The sequence below is a fragment of the Novosphingobium sp. Chol11 genome, assembly GCF_900218065.1.
GTDB classification, from domain to species: domain Bacteria; phylum Pseudomonadota; class Alphaproteobacteria; order Sphingomonadales; family Sphingomonadaceae; genus Sphingobium; species Sphingobium agri.
The window spans coordinates 703379-720063 of sequence record NZ_OBMU01000001.1 but is presented as its reverse complement, the minus strand read 5'-3'; the positions used below and the strand labels follow the sequence as shown (position 1 = coordinate 720063).

20 protein-coding genes are annotated in these 16685 nt (G+C 60.1%); 7 read left to right on the top strand and 13 right to left on the bottom strand.

The annotated features are described in order from the left end of the window. Positions 1 to 48 precede the first annotated feature (48 nt). The 5 genes from NCHOL11_RS03625 to NCHOL11_RS03605 form a co-directional block, all read right to left on the bottom strand. Positions 49 to 597: a hypothetical protein gene (locus NCHOL11_RS03625; RefSeq protein WP_097092705.1), complete on the bottom strand. Its 549-nt coding sequence runs from the start codon at positions 595 to 597 to the stop codon at positions 49 to 51. Positions 598 to 803: 206 nt separating this feature from the next. After that, positions 804 to 1166 carry a winged helix-turn-helix domain-containing protein gene (locus NCHOL11_RS03620; RefSeq protein WP_097091105.1) on the bottom strand — a complete coding sequence of 121 codons (363 nt, stop codon included), beginning with the start codon at positions 1164 to 1166 and terminating at the stop codon, positions 804 to 806. A 42-nt stretch (positions 1167 to 1208) separates the two neighbouring features. After that, entirely contained in the window at positions 1209 to 1457 is a 249-nt protein-coding gene (locus tag NCHOL11_RS03615; protein WP_097092704.1) for a hypothetical protein, read from the bottom strand. Between the two features lie 109 nt (positions 1458 to 1566). Further along, the gene (locus NCHOL11_RS03610) at positions 1567 to 1800 is read right to left on the bottom strand and encodes a hypothetical protein (RefSeq protein WP_097091104.1); all 234 of its coding nucleotides are present in this window, start codon (positions 1798 to 1800) and stop codon (positions 1567 to 1569) included. A 201-nt stretch (positions 1801 to 2001) separates the two neighbouring features. Continuing rightward, entirely contained in the window at positions 2002 to 2364 is a 363-nt protein-coding gene (locus tag NCHOL11_RS03605; RefSeq protein WP_255254692.1) for a UrcA family protein, read from the bottom strand. Between the two features lie 469 nt (positions 2365 to 2833). Between NCHOL11_RS03605 and uvrA the strand changes: the two genes are divergently transcribed. Further along, positions 2834 to 5782: an excinuclease ABC subunit UvrA gene (gene uvrA / locus NCHOL11_RS03600; protein ID WP_097091103.1), complete on the top strand. Its 2949-nt coding sequence runs from the start codon at positions 2834 to 2836 to the stop codon at positions 5780 to 5782. A 9-nt stretch (positions 5783 to 5791) separates the two neighbouring features. Here the strand turns inward: uvrA and NCHOL11_RS03595 are convergent, their stop codons facing one another. The 3 genes from NCHOL11_RS03595 to NCHOL11_RS03585 form a co-directional block, all read right to left on the bottom strand. After that, a complete protein-coding gene (locus NCHOL11_RS03595; RefSeq protein WP_097091102.1) occupies positions 5792 to 6655 on the bottom strand; it encodes a DUF4435 domain-containing protein in 864 nt (287 codons plus the stop codon). Then, on the bottom strand, positions 6652 to 7026 hold the full coding sequence (locus NCHOL11_RS03590) for an AAA family ATPase (protein ID WP_217991040.1): 375 nt from the start codon (positions 7024 to 7026) through the stop codon (positions 6652 to 6654). The genes NCHOL11_RS03595 and NCHOL11_RS03590 overlap by 4 nt, the downstream gene beginning before the upstream one ends. Before the next feature lie 127 nt (positions 7027 to 7153). Then, positions 7154 to 7948 carry an AAA family ATPase gene (locus NCHOL11_RS03585; RefSeq protein ID WP_097091100.1) on the bottom strand — a complete coding sequence of 265 codons (795 nt, stop codon included), beginning with the start codon at positions 7946 to 7948 and terminating at the stop codon, positions 7154 to 7156. A 167-nt stretch (positions 7949 to 8115) separates the two neighbouring features. On the opposite strand from NCHOL11_RS03585, the gene NCHOL11_RS03580 reads away from it, so the two are divergent. From NCHOL11_RS03580 to NCHOL11_RS03565, 4 genes are all read left to right on the top strand, one after another. Next, positions 8116 to 9153 (top strand): hypothetical protein, encoded by a 1038-nt coding sequence (locus NCHOL11_RS03580; protein WP_097091099.1) that lies wholly within the window; start codon positions 8116 to 8118, stop codon positions 9151 to 9153. Between the two features lie 306 nt (positions 9154 to 9459). Further along, positions 9460 to 9672 carry a cold-shock protein gene (locus NCHOL11_RS03575; protein ID WP_097092702.1) on the top strand — a complete coding sequence of 71 codons (213 nt, stop codon included), beginning with the start codon at positions 9460 to 9462 and terminating at the stop codon, positions 9670 to 9672. A gap of 70 nt (positions 9673 to 9742) precedes the next feature. After that, positions 9743 to 10003: a hypothetical protein gene (locus tag NCHOL11_RS03570; protein ID WP_097091098.1), complete on the top strand. Its 261-nt coding sequence runs from the start codon at positions 9743 to 9745 to the stop codon at positions 10001 to 10003. Positions 10004 to 10305: 302 nt separating this feature from the next. After that, positions 10306 to 10545, top strand: a complete 240-nt coding sequence (locus tag NCHOL11_RS03565) for a hypothetical protein (RefSeq protein ID WP_097091097.1) — start codon at positions 10306 to 10308, stop codon at positions 10543 to 10545. A 323-nt stretch (positions 10546 to 10868) separates the two neighbouring features. Here NCHOL11_RS03565 and NCHOL11_RS03560 read toward each other — a convergent pair whose 3' ends face one another. The 4 genes from NCHOL11_RS03560 to NCHOL11_RS03545 form a co-directional block, all read right to left on the bottom strand. Then, positions 10869 to 11798: an electron transfer flavoprotein subunit alpha/FixB family protein gene (locus tag NCHOL11_RS03560; protein ID WP_097091096.1), complete on the bottom strand. Its 930-nt coding sequence runs from the start codon at positions 11796 to 11798 to the stop codon at positions 10869 to 10871. Continuing rightward, on the bottom strand, positions 11795 to 12544 hold the full coding sequence (locus NCHOL11_RS03555) for an electron transfer flavoprotein subunit beta/FixA family protein (protein ID WP_097092701.1): 750 nt from the start codon (positions 12542 to 12544) through the stop codon (positions 11795 to 11797). The genes NCHOL11_RS03560 and NCHOL11_RS03555 overlap by 4 nt, the downstream gene beginning before the upstream one ends. Positions 12545 to 12657: 113 nt before the next feature. Beyond that, positions 12658 to 13857 (bottom strand): ADP-forming succinate--CoA ligase subunit beta, encoded by a 1200-nt coding sequence (gene sucC, locus NCHOL11_RS03550; protein ID WP_097091095.1) that lies wholly within the window; start codon positions 13855 to 13857, stop codon positions 12658 to 12660. A 137-nt stretch (positions 13858 to 13994) separates the two neighbouring features. After that, complete coding sequence (locus tag NCHOL11_RS03545) at positions 13995 to 14330, bottom strand: hypothetical protein (RefSeq protein ID WP_097091094.1); 336 nt, start codon at positions 14328 to 14330, stop codon at positions 13995 to 13997. Between the two features lie 63 nt (positions 14331 to 14393). Here NCHOL11_RS03545 and NCHOL11_RS03540 point away from each other — a divergent pair, with 63 nt between their 5' ends. Further along, positions 14394 to 14792 carry a low affinity iron permease family protein gene (locus tag NCHOL11_RS03540; protein ID WP_097091093.1) on the top strand — a complete coding sequence of 133 codons (399 nt, stop codon included), beginning with the start codon at positions 14394 to 14396 and terminating at the stop codon, positions 14790 to 14792. A gap of 14 nt (positions 14793 to 14806) precedes the next feature. On the opposite strand, the gene NCHOL11_RS03535 is transcribed toward NCHOL11_RS03540, so the two are convergent. Continuing rightward, positions 14807 to 14986 (bottom strand): hypothetical protein, encoded by a 180-nt coding sequence (locus NCHOL11_RS03535; protein ID WP_097091092.1) that lies wholly within the window; start codon positions 14984 to 14986, stop codon positions 14807 to 14809. Between the two features lie 273 nt (positions 14987 to 15259). Between NCHOL11_RS03535 and NCHOL11_RS03530 the strand changes: the two genes are divergently transcribed. Then, on the top strand, positions 15260 to 16645 hold the full coding sequence (locus tag NCHOL11_RS03530) for a glycosyl transferase family protein (RefSeq protein WP_097091091.1): 1386 nt from the start codon (positions 15260 to 15262) through the stop codon (positions 16643 to 16645). The last annotated feature ends 40 nt before the right edge of the window (positions 16646 to 16685 follow it).

The window sequence follows — 16685 nt, the reverse complement described above, 5'->3', positions numbered from 1 at the left end:
AGAAGGAGAAGGCCAGCGACCTCCGCCAGCGGGAGGGGAAACAGAAGATCAGTTCGCCTTGCTCAAATCCACCTTCTCCACCCACTCAGGGTAGAATGTCGGCTCCCGGTTCGACCAGCCCACCGCCGTAGCCGCAGCCTCGCTGATCGACTGCAACAACGCCCGGCGTTTCTCCGGATGGAGATGCGGCAGGCTCGCCGCCGCGCAGAAGGCGCCTGGCAACCATGGCCGGGCCCCCGCCCCCAACAGCCGCTCATACAGGAAGCGATAGGCGGAAAAGCTGCTCAGCCGGTCCTGCCCCAGGTCGAATGCCGATATCGTCACCAGCGGCGCCATGAACGGCTCCATTTGGTCCAGGCCGCTATCGTCGGGCACTCGCGCCTTGATCTCGTCCAGCCGCCCGTAAATGCGGGCCTGCGCACGGATGCTCGCTTCCTCCACCATGTCACGCGACCATAGTTTCATGGCGTCGCGGCGGTGGAGGCCGATGTCCAGCGATCTGCGGATGTAGCGCTGCGTGGCAGACGGGAAACTGGCGAATTCGCGCAATTCAGCCAGGGTGATTGCCCCGTCAGCCGGTCTTGCATTGGTGCCCATGCTCTTGCCCTCCGACTTCAAGTCGATCGGCAGATCATGCGCCTTTCATGGTTACTGAAAGATTAAGCGCCGGTTCTGCCGACAACTATAAGGAATCACGTTTCTTTGTGCGCTGCAACATGTAATTTTTGTGAATGCGCCGAATGGAAACGCGTGGGCATCCTCTCCGTTCATCCCAGCGACGAAAGATAGGATAGCGCAGACAGTTAATTTTCCCTCATCGGCAGCGGCGCGCCCCGCAACTCCCGCGCCAGGTCGGGCCAGTGCGACCGTCCCGCCGCGCTCGCCGCGGCCTTCTGCAATCCGCGATATTGGGAAAGCACGCTAAGCCCCAGCTCCGTCAGCACCGCGCCCTCGCTCGACGTCGCCACCAGCGGCGCAGACCAGCACCGGTTCATCACGTCCACCAGCATCCAACAGCGGCGATAGCTCATCTTCAGCTTCCGCCCGGCCGCCGAAATCGATCCCTCGCTGACGATCGCGTCGAGCAGGTCGGCCTTGCCCGGCCCCATGGCGATCTCGTCGCCACAATAAAGCTGTATCTTGATCTTGAGGCCCGGCCCGCTCATCCGCACTCTATGGCATGGGCGGGCCGCACCGCCAATGCCGCGTCAGGGCCGCCGTTCGAGAACCGCGCCGATCATGCTGCGCCACACGGCAACGTCGCCCGCCTGCGCCATCTGCTCATCAGGTTCGCGCAGCGTGTGGAGGATCGCATAGGCATCATCCACATGGTCCTGCCAGCTCGCATCCACCGCGCTCGACGCGTGCGGATCGCTGCCCTCGCCATTCAGGCTCAGCTGGCGTCCGGCCAGCACCCGGGCAATGCGTTCGATCGCGGGAGTAGCGGAAGTCGGCATCAATAAGGCTCCTCTCACCTTTTGCAGCGTCGTGCGCTTGGCGAACCGCCCGGCCACCGCCGATCCGGTTCGCCTCGCCCATCGATCATATCATCAATATCGCCGCCGTCTATCGCCCGGCCTTCTCATCCTCATCATCTTCTTCCTGGAAGCCCGATGAAGGAACCGGATCGCCATGATCGCCCGGCTTGGTCGCCGATGGCGGATCGGATGCATCCATGCTGTCCATCAATCCTTCTTCCAGCTGCTCCTCGGTGGTGACGGCATGGTCCTGCGCATCCGTGGGGCGCTCATCATGCGCCTCTTCACGGCTGTTGGGACGAATATCGGTCTTGTCGCTCATCTTGCTCTCCCTGGCGCAGCGAACACCGCGCGCCACGCAGGATCAACGGCCATTCCCGATGGCCGGTTCCAAGGGAGCATCTTCATACAGACAGCTTCAGACGAGCTTCATTGTCCCCCCTCCCGCAGGCGGGAGGGGGTTAGGGGGTGGGCCAGCGCAACGCCAGCGACGAAAAGCTGGTCACCCTTTAAACGCGGACGCTCAATTCCCCGCGCCCGGCACCTTGTCCTTGCCCACCTCAGCAAAGCGGCTCCCGTCCTGGCCCTGCGCCTTTGCGATCGCGATAGCCATCGGCTCACGGACATGATCCACCGCCGCGATCTGGCAGGCGCGCAGATCCTTCATCGTACGCCCCGGACACACCTTCACGGCAGCGCGGCGGACACGCGCGGTCAGCTCCCGCTGACCCGACTTCTTCGACAGGTCCAGATCGCCATAGCGCACCTCCACGGTACGGCCGTTGGATTCGAACGGAATAGCGCCAGCCTGTGCCGCCGCGCCCATGAACAGGGTCGCGGACAAAGCGGCGAGCAACGCGCCGCTGCGCTTGGCAAAAAAAGTCATGATTGGTCCCCCTCAACTAAACTGCTGCGACCTTGTCGCTCTTCAGGCGACCTTGCCCGCGATCCACCGGAGGGCTGGGACCCGTCAGTCCTTCCGGCGAGTGCCGAAATACCCCCGACAGCCGCAGCTGTCGACCCGGAAAAGCCTTGTTGTCGTAGCGTAAAACACCGTTCACCGAAATCGGCGTGAACAGTAAAACGCCCCCGGCGCAAGGGATGGCCGGGGGCGTATCCGGGATGCTGTCGGGCTATCCGGGATTTCTCATGTCTCTGGACTCGGAAGACGCCGCCGTTACGGCCTTCCCATGAAGTTCCTTATACACCTAAACAGGTTAATTTCGCTTTCTCTTTCGACGATCCGCCGCACGCTCGCGCCGGAAGGCATGCCCCGCTTGCGAGCCGCCATCCGCTATCCCATATCCGCGCGATAAACTTGCCCCATCAGAACAAATCTGGAACAACACGCCCCCATGAGTCTGACCACAATCTCCGTACGCGGCGCGCGCGAGCATAATCTCAAGGGCGTGGACGTCGACCTCCCCCGCGACAGCCTGATCGTCATCACCGGCCTTTCGGGCTCGGGCAAATCCTCCCTCGCCTTCGACACCATCTATGCCGAGGGTCAGCGCCGCTATGTGGAGTCCCTCTCCGCCTATGCGCGCCAGTTCCTTGAGATGATGCAGAAGCCGGATGTCGAGCATATCGACGGCCTCTCCCCCGCCATCTCGATCGAACAGAAGACGACCAGCCGCAACCCGCGCTCCACCGTCGCGACCGTCACTGAAATATACGACTATATGCGCCTCCTCTGGGCGCGTGTCGGCATCCCCTACTCCCCCGCGACCGGAGAACCGATCAGCGCCCAGACCGTCAGCCAGATGGTCGACCGCGTGATGCAACTTCCGCAAGGCACCCGCTTCTACCTCCTCGCCCCCGTCGTGCGCGGCCGCAAGGGCGAGTATAAGAAGGAACTGCTGGAATGGCAGAAGGCGGGCTACACCCGCGTCCGCATCGACGGCGAAATGTACCTGATCGAGGACGCCCCCGCCCTCGACAAGAAATACAAGCATGACATCGAAGTCGTCGTCGACCGCCTGGCCGTAGATGCCGACATGGGCACCCGCTTGGCCGACAGCTTCGAACAAGCCCTGAAGCTCGCCGATGGCTTGGCTTATGTGGACCTGGCGGACGGGACCGTGGCCGACATTCTCCCCTCCCCTTCAGGGGAGGGGCCGGGGGTGGGGGCTATCCCCAAGCGCGAAGGCACCTTGAAAGGCGCCGAAGTCCCCCCCAACCGCATAGTCTTCTCCGAAAAATTCGCCTGCCCCGTCAGCGGCTTCACCATCCCGGAAATCGAGCCCCGCCTCTTCTCCTTCAACGCCCCGCAAGGCGCCTGCCCAGCCTGCGACGGCCTCGGAGAACGCCAGGAATTCGACCCCGAACTCGTAGTCCCCAACGAGCATCTCACCCTCAAGAAGGGCGCGATCGTCCCCTGGGCCAAGTCCAACCCGCCCAGCCCCTATTATATGCAAGTCCTCGGCTCCCTCGCCAAGGAGTTCGGCTTCAACCTGGAAACCCCTTGGGAAGCGCTCCCCGCGGAAGTCAAAATCATCATCCTCCACGGCACCGCAGGCAAGCCCGTCACGCTCAAATTCGTCGACGGCAAAAAATCCTACGAGGTCAAGAAACCCTTCGAAGGCGTCATCGGCAACCTGAACCGTCGCCTCCTCCAGACGGACTCCGCCTGGATGCGCGAGGAACTCAGCAAATACCAGACCGCCATGCCGTGCGAGACCTGCCACGGCGCTCGCCTCAAGCCCGAAGCCCGCGCCGTCAAGATCGCGGGCGAGGACATCTCCATGTCCACCCGCCGCTCGGTGGTGGACGCGCTCGGCTTCTTCTCCACCCTCCCCGCCCAGCTCACCGACCAGCAAAACCAGATCGCCAAGGCCATCCTCAAGGAAATTGTCGAGCGCCTCGGCTTCCTCAACAATGTCGGCCTCGACTATCTGAACCTCGACCGCACCAGCGGCACCCTGTCGGGCGGCGAGTCCCAGCGCATCCGCCTCGCGTCCCAGATCGGCAGCGGCCTATCGGGCGTCCTCTACGTCCTCGACGAGCCCAGCATCGGCCTGCACCAGCGCGACAATGACCGCCTGCTCGTGACCTTGAAGCGCCTGCGCGACCTCGGCAACACCGTCATCGTCGTGGAGCATGACGAGGACGCGATCCGCATGGCCGACTATATCGTCGACATGGGACCGGGCGCAGGCGTCCACGGCGGCACCATCGTAGCCCAAGGCACCCTCAACGAACTGCTCGCCCACAAGGACAGCCTGACCGCGGACTATCTCAACGGCACCCGCCGCATCGAAGTCCCCAGTAAGCGCCGCAAGGGCAATGGCAAGAAGCTCACCGTCCACAACGCCCGCGCCAACAACCTGCAAAACGTCACCGCCAGCATCCCGCTCGGCACCTTCACCTGCATCACCGGCGTCTCGGGCTCGGGCAAGTCCAGCTTCACCATCGACACCCTCTACGCCGCGTCCGCCCGCACCCTAAACGGAGCGCGCATCGTCGCGGGCCCGCATGACAAGGTCACCGGCCTTGAACATTGCGACAAGGTGATCGACATCGACCAGTCGCCCATCGGCCGCACCCCGCGCTCCAACCCGGCGACCTATACCGGCGCCTTCACCAACATCCGCGACTGGTTCGCCGGCCTCCCCGAAGCGCAGGCGCGCGGCTACAAGCCCGGCCGCTTCAGCTTCAACGTCAAGGGCGGCCGCTGCGAAGCCTGCCAAGGCGACGGCGTGCTCAAGATCGAGATGCACTTCCTCCCCGACGTCTATGTCACCTGCGACGTCTGCCACGGCGCGCGCTACAATCGTGAAACGCTGGAGGTAAAGTTCAAGGGCCACAGCATCGCCGACGTGCTCGACATGACGGTCGAGGACGCGGTCGAATTCTTCAAGGCCGTCCCCCCCATCCGCGACAAGATGGCCATGCTCGCCGAAGTCGGTCTCGGCTATATCAAGGTCGGCCAGCAGGCCACCACCCTGTCCGGCGGCGAAGCCCAGCGCGTCAAGCTCGCCAAGGAACTTTCCCGCCGCGCCACCGGCCAGACCCTCTATATCTTGGACGAGCCCACCACCGGCCTCCACTTCGAAGACGTGCGCAAACTGCTCGAAGTCCTCCACGCCCTGGTCGAACAGGGCAACAGCGTGGTCGTGATCGAGCACAATCTGGATGTCATCAAGACCGCCGACTGGATCATCGACATGGGCCCCGAAGGCGGCGTCAAAGGCGGCGAAGTGGTAGCGGAAGGCACACCGGAGAAGGTCGCAAAGAACGCGCGGAGCTTTACCGGGCGCTATCTTGCGCCGTTATTGGGGTTGGAGGCTGTGGCGGCGGAGTGAGAGATCAGATTATACCAGCCGACCGCACTGCATGCGATGATGCTCCAGCACATCATTGTTGTTTTCCGATTTAAGCAAGTCTTTAAAGCACTGGATTGCCACATCTTTAAGCTGATCTTTTGCAATATTCTTATTGGATACAAAGTTCTTGATGGCTGCATTTATGGTGTAATGAACTACTAGTTCCAGTATGTGCCCGACACAGGATTTTGCGACAGCATTAGGCATGCGTGAATAATCTGCAAACGTCCGCGGCTTAGTTGCCACATTCACCAACGAAATGATCTTGGCGCACTCAGACTTATTTACCATTGGAAGATTAGTGGTCTGATCTCTGCTAATTATTCGGCCAGGCTTATCTCTAGGCAAAACTGAGCTACCAGCTCGAAGGGCATGAAAGTCTGCGAGCATAGGCACTCTAAGCTCTTTGAAGGTTTTATCAAATGCCGCCCGTAAAAAGCTTTGGACGTCGCTGGAGACGCTGTGCATTCGTGATAATACGCGAAATGTCTCGAGGACATTGTCAAAAGAAAATATGTCGTTTTCGAAGCTGTAGCCAAAGGTGTAGAAGACGCAGCGATGATTTATATATCTGCCTGTTAAAAATTCTGCGTAATCAGCATCCATCGCCACAATCGTCTTTTCGACGTCTTGCTCAACAACCTCCATGGCCAACCGCTCCAGGACCGGTTTTCCACCCCTACAGGAAAAATGAATTTTCTTCGTCGGCTGCAAAGCCGCGAAAACGTTCTTCCAGAAAACTACATCTGGACCAAAGTCATTCTCCGTAGATCCTTCGACATAACAGATATAATCGACACCGAAAAAAATGGACCGATTAGACTGACCGCTCCCCGTCCTCTCAAATGTCATTCTATAATCTCTTCCATTTTTATTATATTCTTTTGATATCCGCCAACGATGTCAGGTGAATGCGTAGCAAATATCACCTGAGCATTTGGATTGGTGCTCAAAAGATTGGGCACAAGATCCTCTTGCCACTGAACATGAAGAGATAATTCTGGCTCATCAGCTAAAAATATATTTGTTTCTTCTTCCTGCAGCAATGTTTCTGATAAAAATATCAGAAGTTGCTTTTCACCAGACGACAGGCTTTCAATGGGTATTACCGATCCGTCACGCGATAGTATCTGAGTCTGATTACTCCTATTTACTACTACGCTTTTCCTAAACAACATTGATGAACATATATCAACGAACTTAGTCTTAGGTGTATAAGTCAACTTCTGAGCGTGTTGAAGTTCTTGCCATTGCTCAACTAGAGAATGAAGCCTTACCGAATCAAAAAGAATAAATAAGTCACTCAGGCTGCGAAGGCTTTCCTCTTTTCTTCCTCTAATTTTTTTTTACTCAATCAAAATGATTTTCAAGGTTTTTCTCATACGTCCTCTTTTCCATCTCAAATTTTTCAAATATTGATGCCAAAGAATTTTTCTCAGACTCAATGTCAAGCTTTGATATAGAAGAAGGATCAAATTTTCGTTCAGACGACAAGAAGGATAAGAACCATTTCTTTTGAAAATTCTGAGTTTCATCAGATACACGACGATCCAATCTTGAGAAATACCTTACCAGGTCATTGAATACCTGGTTCAGCTTCCGATCTACATCGTTAGAGTATTCATCGACCGTATCAAATTCATCATCAACTTCACTTTCCTGTCGCCTCTGAAGAGACAGCCAAGTAAAGTTATACAGTGATTTCAGTCTTTCAGTGAGTGGAACACCACTACTGTTAGCAACCGGTGGTACATCGCGCACCGAGTTCACTATTCTTCCACTTGGCCCGATCCTAATGCGGCGAACTTCCCTCCTTAAAACTGGATATTCATGTTCATCAGCGCGAGATGAGTCTTTAATATAATAGTTAATGCCACCACCGACAGACTCATCTAAGCGCTCAACTCTTACCGACGGAACCTTACGATCGTCATCCCGTTGAAACTTAATAGTTACACTTTTAAATTTTCCGCGACTCAAAGCCGCGATGTCATTCGCGAGAACAGCGTTTATCAGATGGATAAGCGTGGTTTTTCCAGCGCCATTGCGGCCAATTATGAAATTAGCGTCCCGGGACAGCTCAATATAAATGGGCTTACTTTGGCCCCTGAACCCCAATACCTCTATCGATTTTATTGTATGCATGATCACCCCTTGAGTGCCACGGTAAAATATACATTTATTACTAACAAGTTAAAATTCTGAGAGCGGTCGTTTCAGCCTCCCACCGCTGTTCCCATTTTGTTCTGTCCTACAGCCCCTCACCTTTGATACCGTCCCGGCAAACCCTCCCCTAAACAGGAGCTTTGCCCATGTCCTACCACTTCCCCCCGCTCCCCACCGCCGCCGAGCAAGTCCGCGCCGACGGCTGGAGCCCCGTGCGGCAGCGGCACTTCCTTGAAACCCTCGCCGCCACCGGCGTCATCACCACGGCCTGCGACGCCGTCCACATCTCCCCCCGCGCCGCCTATGCCTTACGCATCCGCCGCGACGGCGCGGCCTTTCGCCTTGGCTGGGACGCGGCCATCCTCATCGCCCGCGCGCGCCTCGCCGACGAATTGCTCGCCCGCGCCCTCACCGGCCATGAGGAAGTGATCCACAAGGACGAAGACACCATCACCCGCCGCCGCCACGACAACCGCCTCGCCATGTCGATGCTCTCCCGCCTCGACCGCATGGCCGACAGTCCACCCGAAGGCAGTGACGCCGCCCTCGCCCGCGTCGTCGCGCAGGATTTCGCCGCCTATCTCGACATGCTCTGCCCGGATGAGCCGTCAGGCCAATCTGCGCCCGAACAAGCCCCGGCGCAGCAGGACCAGCCCGGCCTCACTCCGCCCTCAACCCTCATCGCGCCGGACATGGACGAATCCTCCTCACACGACGCCCGCCTGCGCGATCCCGCGCTTGGGGCCTGCATCGAAGCCACCGCCACCGCCCTCTCCCCCGGCGCTTCCGCCGCGCTCTTCATCGCCGCCCGCATGGCACTGCATGAGGGCAAAAGGGCCGCCAATGCGGGTCACTCCCACCCCTCCCATGAACGGTGTGAACTTCGCCCTCCGCTGGTCGATCGCGCCACCCTTCCGCCCGACGAAGCCGCCGCCCGCCTGCGCGGCACATGGTGGGATGAGGAGCGCGAAGCCTGGCGCACCGACTATCCCGCCCCGCCCGGCTTCGACGGCGAAGAGAGCGGCAACATCTACGACATAGACGCCTATGAGCGCGACCTGACTCCACAGGAAAGCGAAGCCCTGGCCGCACTGGAGGAAGCCCAGCGCCGCCCCTATGAAGCCGCCGCCGCATCGGCGCGCGACGCCTTTTTCGGCTTCACGGCGTTGGAACAGGCGGGGTGATGGGATGGCAGGAGGCTTGCGGCAAATTCACCGTGCTCCTGCGTAGGCAGGAGCCTAGTCCAGACGCTGAGTTTCCAAACAAGGGCGGAACTGGGTTCCTGCCTTCGCAGGAACACGCTCTACCATTTCAGCACCCCAGCAATCCCCCACCCTTGCAATCCGCCCACCCCCTCCCCACATCTTCACTGCTACAGACGCAAATCGACGGTCTTTCGGCGCTTTGCGGCACCAAACTTCCTTCTTTCCCTGCCCCTCTAGCGACCGGTCCGTCCACGCTGGATGGGCCGTACGAACGAAGGAACTACCATGAGCATCACCGGAACCGTCAAATTCTTCAACGCCGACAAGGGCTATGGCTTCATCGCCCCTGACGACGGCACCCCCGACGCGTTCGTCCACATCACCGCTGTCGAGCGCGCTGGCCTTGCCACGCTGCGCGAAAAGGACCGCGTATCCTATGATTTGGAACAGGACCGCCGCGGCAAGATGGCGGCCGTCAACCTTCAGCACGCTGAATAAGCCTCTGCCGAACCGTCCGGGCGCGGCTTTCAGCAGCGCCCGGGCACCATTTTTCGAGAAAGGAGCGCCCATGACCCACCCCGACTATCGCGCCCTCGCCGCCCAGGCCCGCAGCGAAGCGGACGCCGCCACTCTCGCCAATGTCCGCGACCGCTGCCTCCGATCGGAGGCTGGCTTCCTCGCCATGGCAGAGCGGCAGGATCTCGCCGACCGCAACCGCGCCCGTCGCGAAGCCGCCGCCGCCGCGCTCGCTGAAGAAAATGCTGCCGCTGCGCCGTCCGACGACGCCTCTAACGAATTGCAGGCCCAGCAGGCCCCCGCCGACGCCTGATCATAGCGGGGCCATGCTGCCAACCTCCCCTGGCCGGCGAAGGCAGGGCGCACCTCTTGAGCATCGCTGGCCACCGAGCGACGCCTCACCCCGCCGCTCCCGATGATGGCGGCGATGCTGGCAACAGCCTCCCGAAATCGCGCTTTTCCGCCATTGCGCTCAAGCCGCTCGCAATCGCCCATCCGGAAATCGCCACAGCCGCTCATCTTGTCGATTACTCCCAAAGCACCCGGAACTCGACGCCTCCTGACCGGTTATCCCCGCGAACCTCGCAGATATTATCCGGTAAGGAGCTACACCAAATGATCCGCACTCTGATTTTCGGCGCCATCGCCGGTTATGTCGGCAAGAAACTGTATGACGAAGGCAAGCTGACCGAGTTCAAGGACGACCTCGTCGGCCGCTACAATCAGGTACGCGGCGACCTTTCCAGCCGCACCAGCAGCTCTAGCAGCAGCAGCCTCAGCGGCAGTGACATGTCCCCCGCGGTCACCCCCACCGCCCCGCGCCAGACGCCGTCCAGCTCGCCCCTCGTCAGCTGAACGGAACAGCGTTCCGCCGCGCCGTTACATACCAACGGCGCGGCGCTGGCTGACCGGCGGCAAAACCGCTGGTCGACGTCACGTCGAAAGCTGACGCTTTCAAAAATTCTCTTCCGGCGGCTCATCCCTCTGGCCGCTGGCCACCGCCCGCCCGGCCCCGCGTTCTCCCCCCTTTCGCGGCGCTGTGGCGGGCGGACTAATGTCCGCCTCTCCGCAATCGCGCGATGCCATCCTTTCCGAACGCAAAAAAGGGCGCAGCCCCGCCACGCCCTTTCAATGCCGCAACAGCGACCGGAGAGAGCAAGCTCCCTCCGGCACCATAATCACAGCTTGCCAGTCAACTCCGGCACGACCTTGAACAGGTCACCGACCAGTCCGATGTCCGCCACCTGGAAGATCGGCGCGTCCTCATCCTTGTTGATGGCGATGATGGTCTTGCTATCCTTCATCCCCGCCAGATGCTGGATCGCCCCGGAAATGCCCACAGCGATGTAAACTTCCGGCGCCACGATCTTGCCCGTCTGCCCGACCTGATAGTCATTCGGCACATAGCCAGCGTCCACCGCCGCACGCGAAGCGCCGACCGCTGCACCGAGCTTGTCCGCCAGCGGATAGATCACCTCTTCAAAGGTCGGCCCATCCTTCAGTGCACGGCCACCCGACACGATGATCTTGGCAGAGGTCAGTTCCGGACGCTCCTGCTTGGCGATCTCCGCGCCGACAAAGCTGCTGAGACCCTTGTCACCGGTCGAAGCAACCGCTTCCACCGCACCCGAACCACCCTCGCGCGCCGCCTTTTCAAAAGCAGTGCCACGAACGGTGATGACCTTCTTCGCATCCTTCGACTTCACGGTCGCAATTGCGTTACCCGCATAGATCGGACGCGTGAACGTGTCTTCGCTCTCCACCGACAGAATGTCGCTGATCTGCATGACGTCCAGCAGAGCCGCCACGCGCGGCGCGATATTCTTGCCGTTGCTGGTGGCGGGCGCGACGAACGCGTCATGATGGCCCATCAGTTCGACGATCAACGGTGCGACGTTTTCGGCGAGCGCATGACCGAACGCCGCGTCATCGGCGACATGGACCTTGCCCACGCCCGCAATCTTCGCGGCAGCCTCGCCCACGCCGCCGACGCCAGCGCCAGCGACCAGCAGATGCACTTCACCCAGCTTTGCAGCGGCGGTAACGGCGGAAAGGGTTGCGTCCTTGACGGCGCCGCCCTCATGTTCAACCCAAACGAGCGTCTTCATGCGGCAACTCCCAGAGCCTTGAGCTTCGCGACCAGTTCATCGACATCGGCAACCTTGACGCCAGCCGAACGCTTGGGCGGCTCGGTGACCCTCACCGTCTCCAGGCGCGGCGCGATATCGACACCATAGTCGGCAGGCGTCTTGGTGCTAAGCGGCTTGCTCTTCGCCTTCATGATGTTGGGCAGCGAAGCATAGCGCGGCTCGTTCAAACGCAAGTCGGTGGTGACGATCGCCGGAACGTTCAGCTTCACCGTCTCCAGGCCGCCATCGACTTCGCGGGTCACGCTGACCTTGTCACCCTCTACCTCGACCTTCGAAGCGAAGGTGCCCTGCGGCAGGTTCAGCAGAGCGGCCAGCATCTGACCAGTCTGGTTGCTGTCATCGTCGATCGCCTGCTTGCCCAGGATGATCAGGCCAGCGCCTTCCTCTTCCTGCACCTTGGCGAGCAGCTTGGCCACGCCCAGCGGTTCAACCTCGTCATCGGTCTGGATCAGGATCGCACGGTCCGCACCCATGGCCAGCGCCGTGCGCAGCGTTTCCTGCGCCTTGGCAACGCCGATCGACACCGCCACCACCTCGGTCGCCACGCCCTTTTCCTTCAGGCGGATGGCTTCTTCGACCGCGATCTCGTCGAACGGGTTCATGCTCATCTTGACGTTCGCCAGATCAACGCCCGTCCCATCCGCCTTCACCCGCGGCTTCACATTATAGTCAATGACCCGCTTCACGGGCACAAGGATCTTCATCGCAACATCCTTTCGTTTCACGCCACAGCCCGCATATGCGGACAAGGACGCAGGCGGCCCTTAAAAAGACCGCCTGCGCCCCATGGTGTTTGTTCAAATGGCTGGAAAGTGCCTCAGGCTGCCTTCCTCACTTCCGCCACGATCTTCTTGGCTGCGTCGCCCAGGTCGTCCGCAGGGACGATCGCCAGGCCCGACGAGGCCAGAATGTCCTTGCCCTGCTGGACGTTGGTGCCTTCGAGGCGCACGACCAGCGGGACCGAGAGGTCAACTTCCTTGGCGGCGGCAACAATGCCCTCGGCAATGATGTCGCACTTCATGATGCCACCGAAGATGTTGACGAGAATGCCCTTCACCGCCGGGTCCTTCAGGATGATCTTGAAGGCCGCGGTCACCTTCTCCTTGGAAGCGCCGCCACCGACGTCCAGGAAGTTGGCGGGGAATTCGCCGTTCAGCTTGATGATGTCCATCGTCGCCATGGCCAGGCCAGCGCCGTTCACCATGCAGCCGATATTGCCGTCCAGCTTGATGTAGGCAAGGTCATATTCCGAAGCTTCAACTTCGGCTGGATCTTCCTCGGTCAGGTCGCGCAGTTCGGCAATGTCCTTGTGGCGGAACATGGCGTTGCCGTCGAAGCCGACCTTGGCGTCCAGCACCAGCAGGTTGCCCTGCTCGGTCAGCGCCAGCGGATTGACTTCGATCTGCTCGGCGTCGGTGTCGAGAAACGCGGCGTAGAGCGACGAGGCGACCTTGGCGGCCTGCTTCGCCTGATCGCCGGTCAGGCCCAGAGCGGCCGCGACCGAGCGGCCATGGTGCGGCTGGAAACCGGTTGCAGGGTCGACGGTGAAGGTGTGGATCTTCTCCGGGGTCGAATGAGCGACCTCTTCAATGTCCATGCCACCTTCGGTCGAAACGACAAAAGCGATGCGGCTGGTAGCGCGATCGACCAGCAGGGCGAGGTAGAATTCCTTCGCAATGTCGGCACCGTCGGTAATGTAAAGACGGTTGACCTGCTTGCCCGCTTCGCCTGTCTGAATGGTAACCAGCGTATTGCCGAGCATGTCGGTCGAATGGGCCTTCACTTCATCCAGGTTGAACGCCAGACGGACGCCGCCCTTCGCTTCAGGGGCCAGTTCCTTGAACTTGCCCTTGCCGCGGCCACCAGCGTGGATCTGCGACTTCACGACATAAAGCGGCCCAGGCAGCTTCTTGGCAGCTTCGACGGCCTCATCGACCGAGAATGCCGCGAAACCCTGCGCGATCGGCGCGCCATATTTCGCCAGCAATTCCTTCGCCTGATATTCGTGAATGTTCATGGGCTCGGCCCGTCCTTTCGCCTGAAAAGCTATTGGAGGGGCTAAAGCACATGGAGCCCTGTCACTCCAGCATCATTTCGCAAAACCACTTTGCAAAATTGCAAAGCTGCTGAACCGATATAATCCCGGCAGGAGGATCAGTCGAGCAGGGCACAGGCGACCGCAGCCTTGCTGGTCACCGCGAATATCTCCGGATCCTCCAGCGCGCGCAGCTTGTAAAGGAACCGATCGACCGTCAGATCGCCAATGTGCGAATTGCGGATCGAGGCAAGCGACTGGACCCGCCGCAGTTGCACCAAGCTCAACCGATCCACCATCCGCTCTGCCATGCAGCTGGCCATCCTTGGGGAAAGCCCCGCTTCGATCAGCCCCGCCCGCACTTTCGATTCGGGCGATACCGTCGCGCAAGAGGACAAGAACAGAGCCGCTGCGGGCAAGGTGAGCGCAAAGGCGCGGAGCGATATGGCCGTCATCGCTACTTCATGGCAATCACTGCCTGAACACAGGGTAAATAGATCGAAACGGGGTAGCCATTCATGGACAGGATTTTCGGAATCTTCGCGCATCGAATCGCCAGCTGGTCCGGCCAACCCCTCGCTTTCATCCTGGCATCCGCGGTCATCATCGGCTGGATAGTGACGGGCCCATTCTTCCACTATTCCGACACGTGGCAGCTCATAATCAACACGAGCACGACGATCGTGACCTTTCTGATGGTGTTCCTGATTCAAAACGCCCAAAACAGGGATGGATCAGCCATTCAGGCAAAGCTGGACGAACTCATCCGCGCAGTCACGGACGCGCGCAACGACTTCATCGGCATCGAACATCTGACCGAAGCTGACCTTGAGCGGATCAAGACCGCGCTTGAGAAGGAATGCGGACCCGACGCCGCGCACCACCAAGCGCTGGAGCGATTGATCCGACGGCGATAAGCCTACCACACCAGTCAATGCGCGGGGTTAACCAAGCGCGCATTCTCTTCGCGATATGCGTCGATCTGGTCGCCATAGCCACGAGCCAGGCCTTCATACGCCGCCCGGCCCTTTTTGGACCGGCTCATCTGCGCGCGTATCAGTGACACCTGCTGCCTGTGCAGCAGGTAGTTGACATCCATCTCTCCGGTCATTCACGCCCTCCTACCTATCGCTCACGAGACTGGCTGGGGTGCCGCAACTCTTGTCGAGTCGTCTTTCCGGCAGTTGGGACGATAGCATCCCCCGAGCGATGCGACGATTCCATCCAACGCATCCTTGGAGCAGCTTGGCGGAAAACACACGAACGATGCTCGTTCAAGGGAATGGCGCCACTCTTTCAGCCTTTCTGAAAAAATGTTGACAAAGGTCTATGAAATGTAACGCTATTTTGCCAATCCCCTGCGCCAACTCGGGGGTTTCTCATCATGGCGCAATCGCTGGCCACGGTTTTAGTGGTCATCTACCAGGAGATTTTGCTGTTTGCGGTTGTCGGGCTAACCATTGGCGGCATCGACGATTTTCTGGTCGATATCATGTTTCTCGCGCGCCGCTGGTGGAGGAACATCGCGGTGTATTCGCGTCATCCACGCATGACGACCGCCACGCTGCCAGCCTCGTCAAGGCCCGGGACCATCGCCGTCTTCGTCCCTGCCTGGGGCGAAGCGGACGTGATCGGGCCGATGCTGCGCAATGCGCTCAGCCAATGGTCGATCGGACGCTATCGCATCTTCGTTGGCGTCTATCCCAACGACCTTGCTACCCTCGCGGCAGTCAACCCGATAGCGGATCAGGATGACCGGCTGGTCATATGCGTCAATGAACGCCCCGGCCCGACGACGAAGGCGGATTGCCTCAACGTCCTGTGGCGGACCATGCTGGAAGAGGAAGAGCGCACAGGCACGAAGTTCAAGGCGATTGTTCTCCACGATGCGGAAGACGTCGTGCACGCCGACGAAATCCGCCTGTTCGACCTGATGATCGACCGGTTTCAACTGGTACAGCTGCCGGTCCTTCCGCTGACGGGCGAAGGCGGGTGGTGGTCGCGCGCGATCGCCAACCATTACTGCGATGAGTTCGCCGAGAGCCACGGAAAATATCTGACCATTCGCGAAGCCATGGGCGCGTCCGTCCCCTCGGCCGGCGTCGCTTGCGCGTTTGAACGGCTGATGCTCGAACGCCTCGTAAATCCGGCAAATGGCGGGCCCTTCGATCCCGACTCCCTCACGGAAGACTATGAAGTCGGCCTGCGCATCAGGAATATGGGCGGGCGCGGCGTCTTCGTACGGATGCGCGACGCAGCAGGAGAGCTTGTCGCCACCCGGGAATATTTCCCGGACAGCCTGGACGGCGCCGTGCGGCAAAAGGCGCGCTGGATGGTGGGAATTTCGCTCGCCGGGTGGGACCGCATGGGCTGGCAAGGCGGCCTTGCAGAGTGGTGGATGCGCGTCCGCGACCGGCGGGCGGCGATTGCCGCCGTCATTCTCTTTGCTGCCTATGTCGCATTCCTGCTCTGGGGCTTGCTCGTCGTGGCACGCTGGCTGGGGCTTGAGGCCGACCACCGGCCATCCTCCGCTGTAGAGTTGCTCCTCTGGCTGAACTTCGCCTTCATGACTTGGCGTGCAGCCATGCGTGCCATCTTCGTGGGCCGTAGCTATGGCTGGATGCACGGCGTCGGAGCCATCCCCCGCGCGATCATTGCCAACCTGATCGCGATGCTCGCAGCACGGCGCGCAGTGTTTCTCTACCTCAAATCCTTGTTCGGAAAGCCGCTGGTCTGGGACAAGACGCAGCATCGTTTTCCCAATCTTTGACGGTCATCATGCACAGTATGACACGCGGACGACCCGTCCG

Coding starts and splice junctions, on each gene's coding strand:
- NCHOL11_RS03585 (WP_097091100.1), bottom strand. CDS start 7,948: ATGCATACAATAAAATCGATAGAGGTATTGGGGTTCAGGGGCCAAAGT.
- NCHOL11_RS03595 (WP_097091102.1), bottom strand. CDS start 6,655: ATGACATTTGAGAGGACGGGGAGCGGTCAGTCTAATCGGTCCATTTTT.
- NCHOL11_RS03530 (WP_097091091.1), top strand. CDS start 15,260: ATGGCGCAATCGCTGGCCACGGTTTTAGTGGTCATCTACCAGGAGATT.
- NCHOL11_RS03565 (WP_097091097.1), top strand. CDS start 10,306: ATGATCCGCACTCTGATTTTCGGCGCCATCGCCGGTTATGTCGGCAAG.
- NCHOL11_RS03625 (WP_097092705.1), bottom strand. CDS start 597: ATGGGCACCAATGCAAGACCGGCTGACGGGGCAATCACCCTGGCTGAA.
- NCHOL11_RS03620 (WP_097091105.1), bottom strand. CDS start 1,166: ATGAGCGGGCCGGGCCTCAAGATCAAGATACAGCTTTATTGTGGCGAC.
- NCHOL11_RS03580 (WP_097091099.1), top strand. CDS start 8,116: ATGTCCTACCACTTCCCCCCGCTCCCCACCGCCGCCGAGCAAGTCCGC.
- sucC (WP_097091095.1), bottom strand. CDS start 13,857: ATGAACATTCACGAATATCAGGCGAAGGAATTGCTGGCGAAATATGGC.
- NCHOL11_RS03610 (WP_097091104.1), bottom strand. CDS start 1,800: ATGAGCGACAAGACCGATATTCGTCCCAACAGCCGTGAAGAGGCGCAT.
- NCHOL11_RS03575 (WP_097092702.1), top strand. CDS start 9,460: ATGAGCATCACCGGAACCGTCAAATTCTTCAACGCCGACAAGGGCTAT.
- NCHOL11_RS03605 (WP_255254692.1), bottom strand. CDS start 2,364: ATGACTTTTTTTGCCAAGCGCAGCGGCGCGTTGCTCGCCGCTTTGTCC.
- NCHOL11_RS03615 (WP_097092704.1), bottom strand. CDS start 1,457: ATGCCGACTTCCGCTACTCCCGCGATCGAACGCATTGCCCGGGTGCTG.
- NCHOL11_RS03570 (WP_097091098.1), top strand. CDS start 9,743: ATGACCCACCCCGACTATCGCGCCCTCGCCGCCCAGGCCCGCAGCGAA.
- uvrA (WP_097091103.1), top strand. CDS start 2,834: ATGAGTCTGACCACAATCTCCGTACGCGGCGCGCGCGAGCATAATCTC.
- NCHOL11_RS03560 (WP_097091096.1), bottom strand. CDS start 11,798: ATGAAGACGCTCGTTTGGGTTGAACATGAGGGCGGCGCCGTCAAGGAC.
- NCHOL11_RS03545 (WP_097091094.1), bottom strand. CDS start 14,330: ATGACGGCCATATCGCTCCGCGCCTTTGCGCTCACCTTGCCCGCAGCG.
- NCHOL11_RS03555 (WP_097092701.1), bottom strand. CDS start 12,544: ATGAAGATCCTTGTGCCCGTGAAGCGGGTCATTGACTATAATGTGAAG.
- NCHOL11_RS03535 (WP_097091092.1), bottom strand. CDS start 14,986: ATGACCGGAGAGATGGATGTCAACTACCTGCTGCACAGGCAGCAGGTG.
- NCHOL11_RS03540 (WP_097091093.1), top strand. CDS start 14,394: ATGGACAGGATTTTCGGAATCTTCGCGCATCGAATCGCCAGCTGGTCC.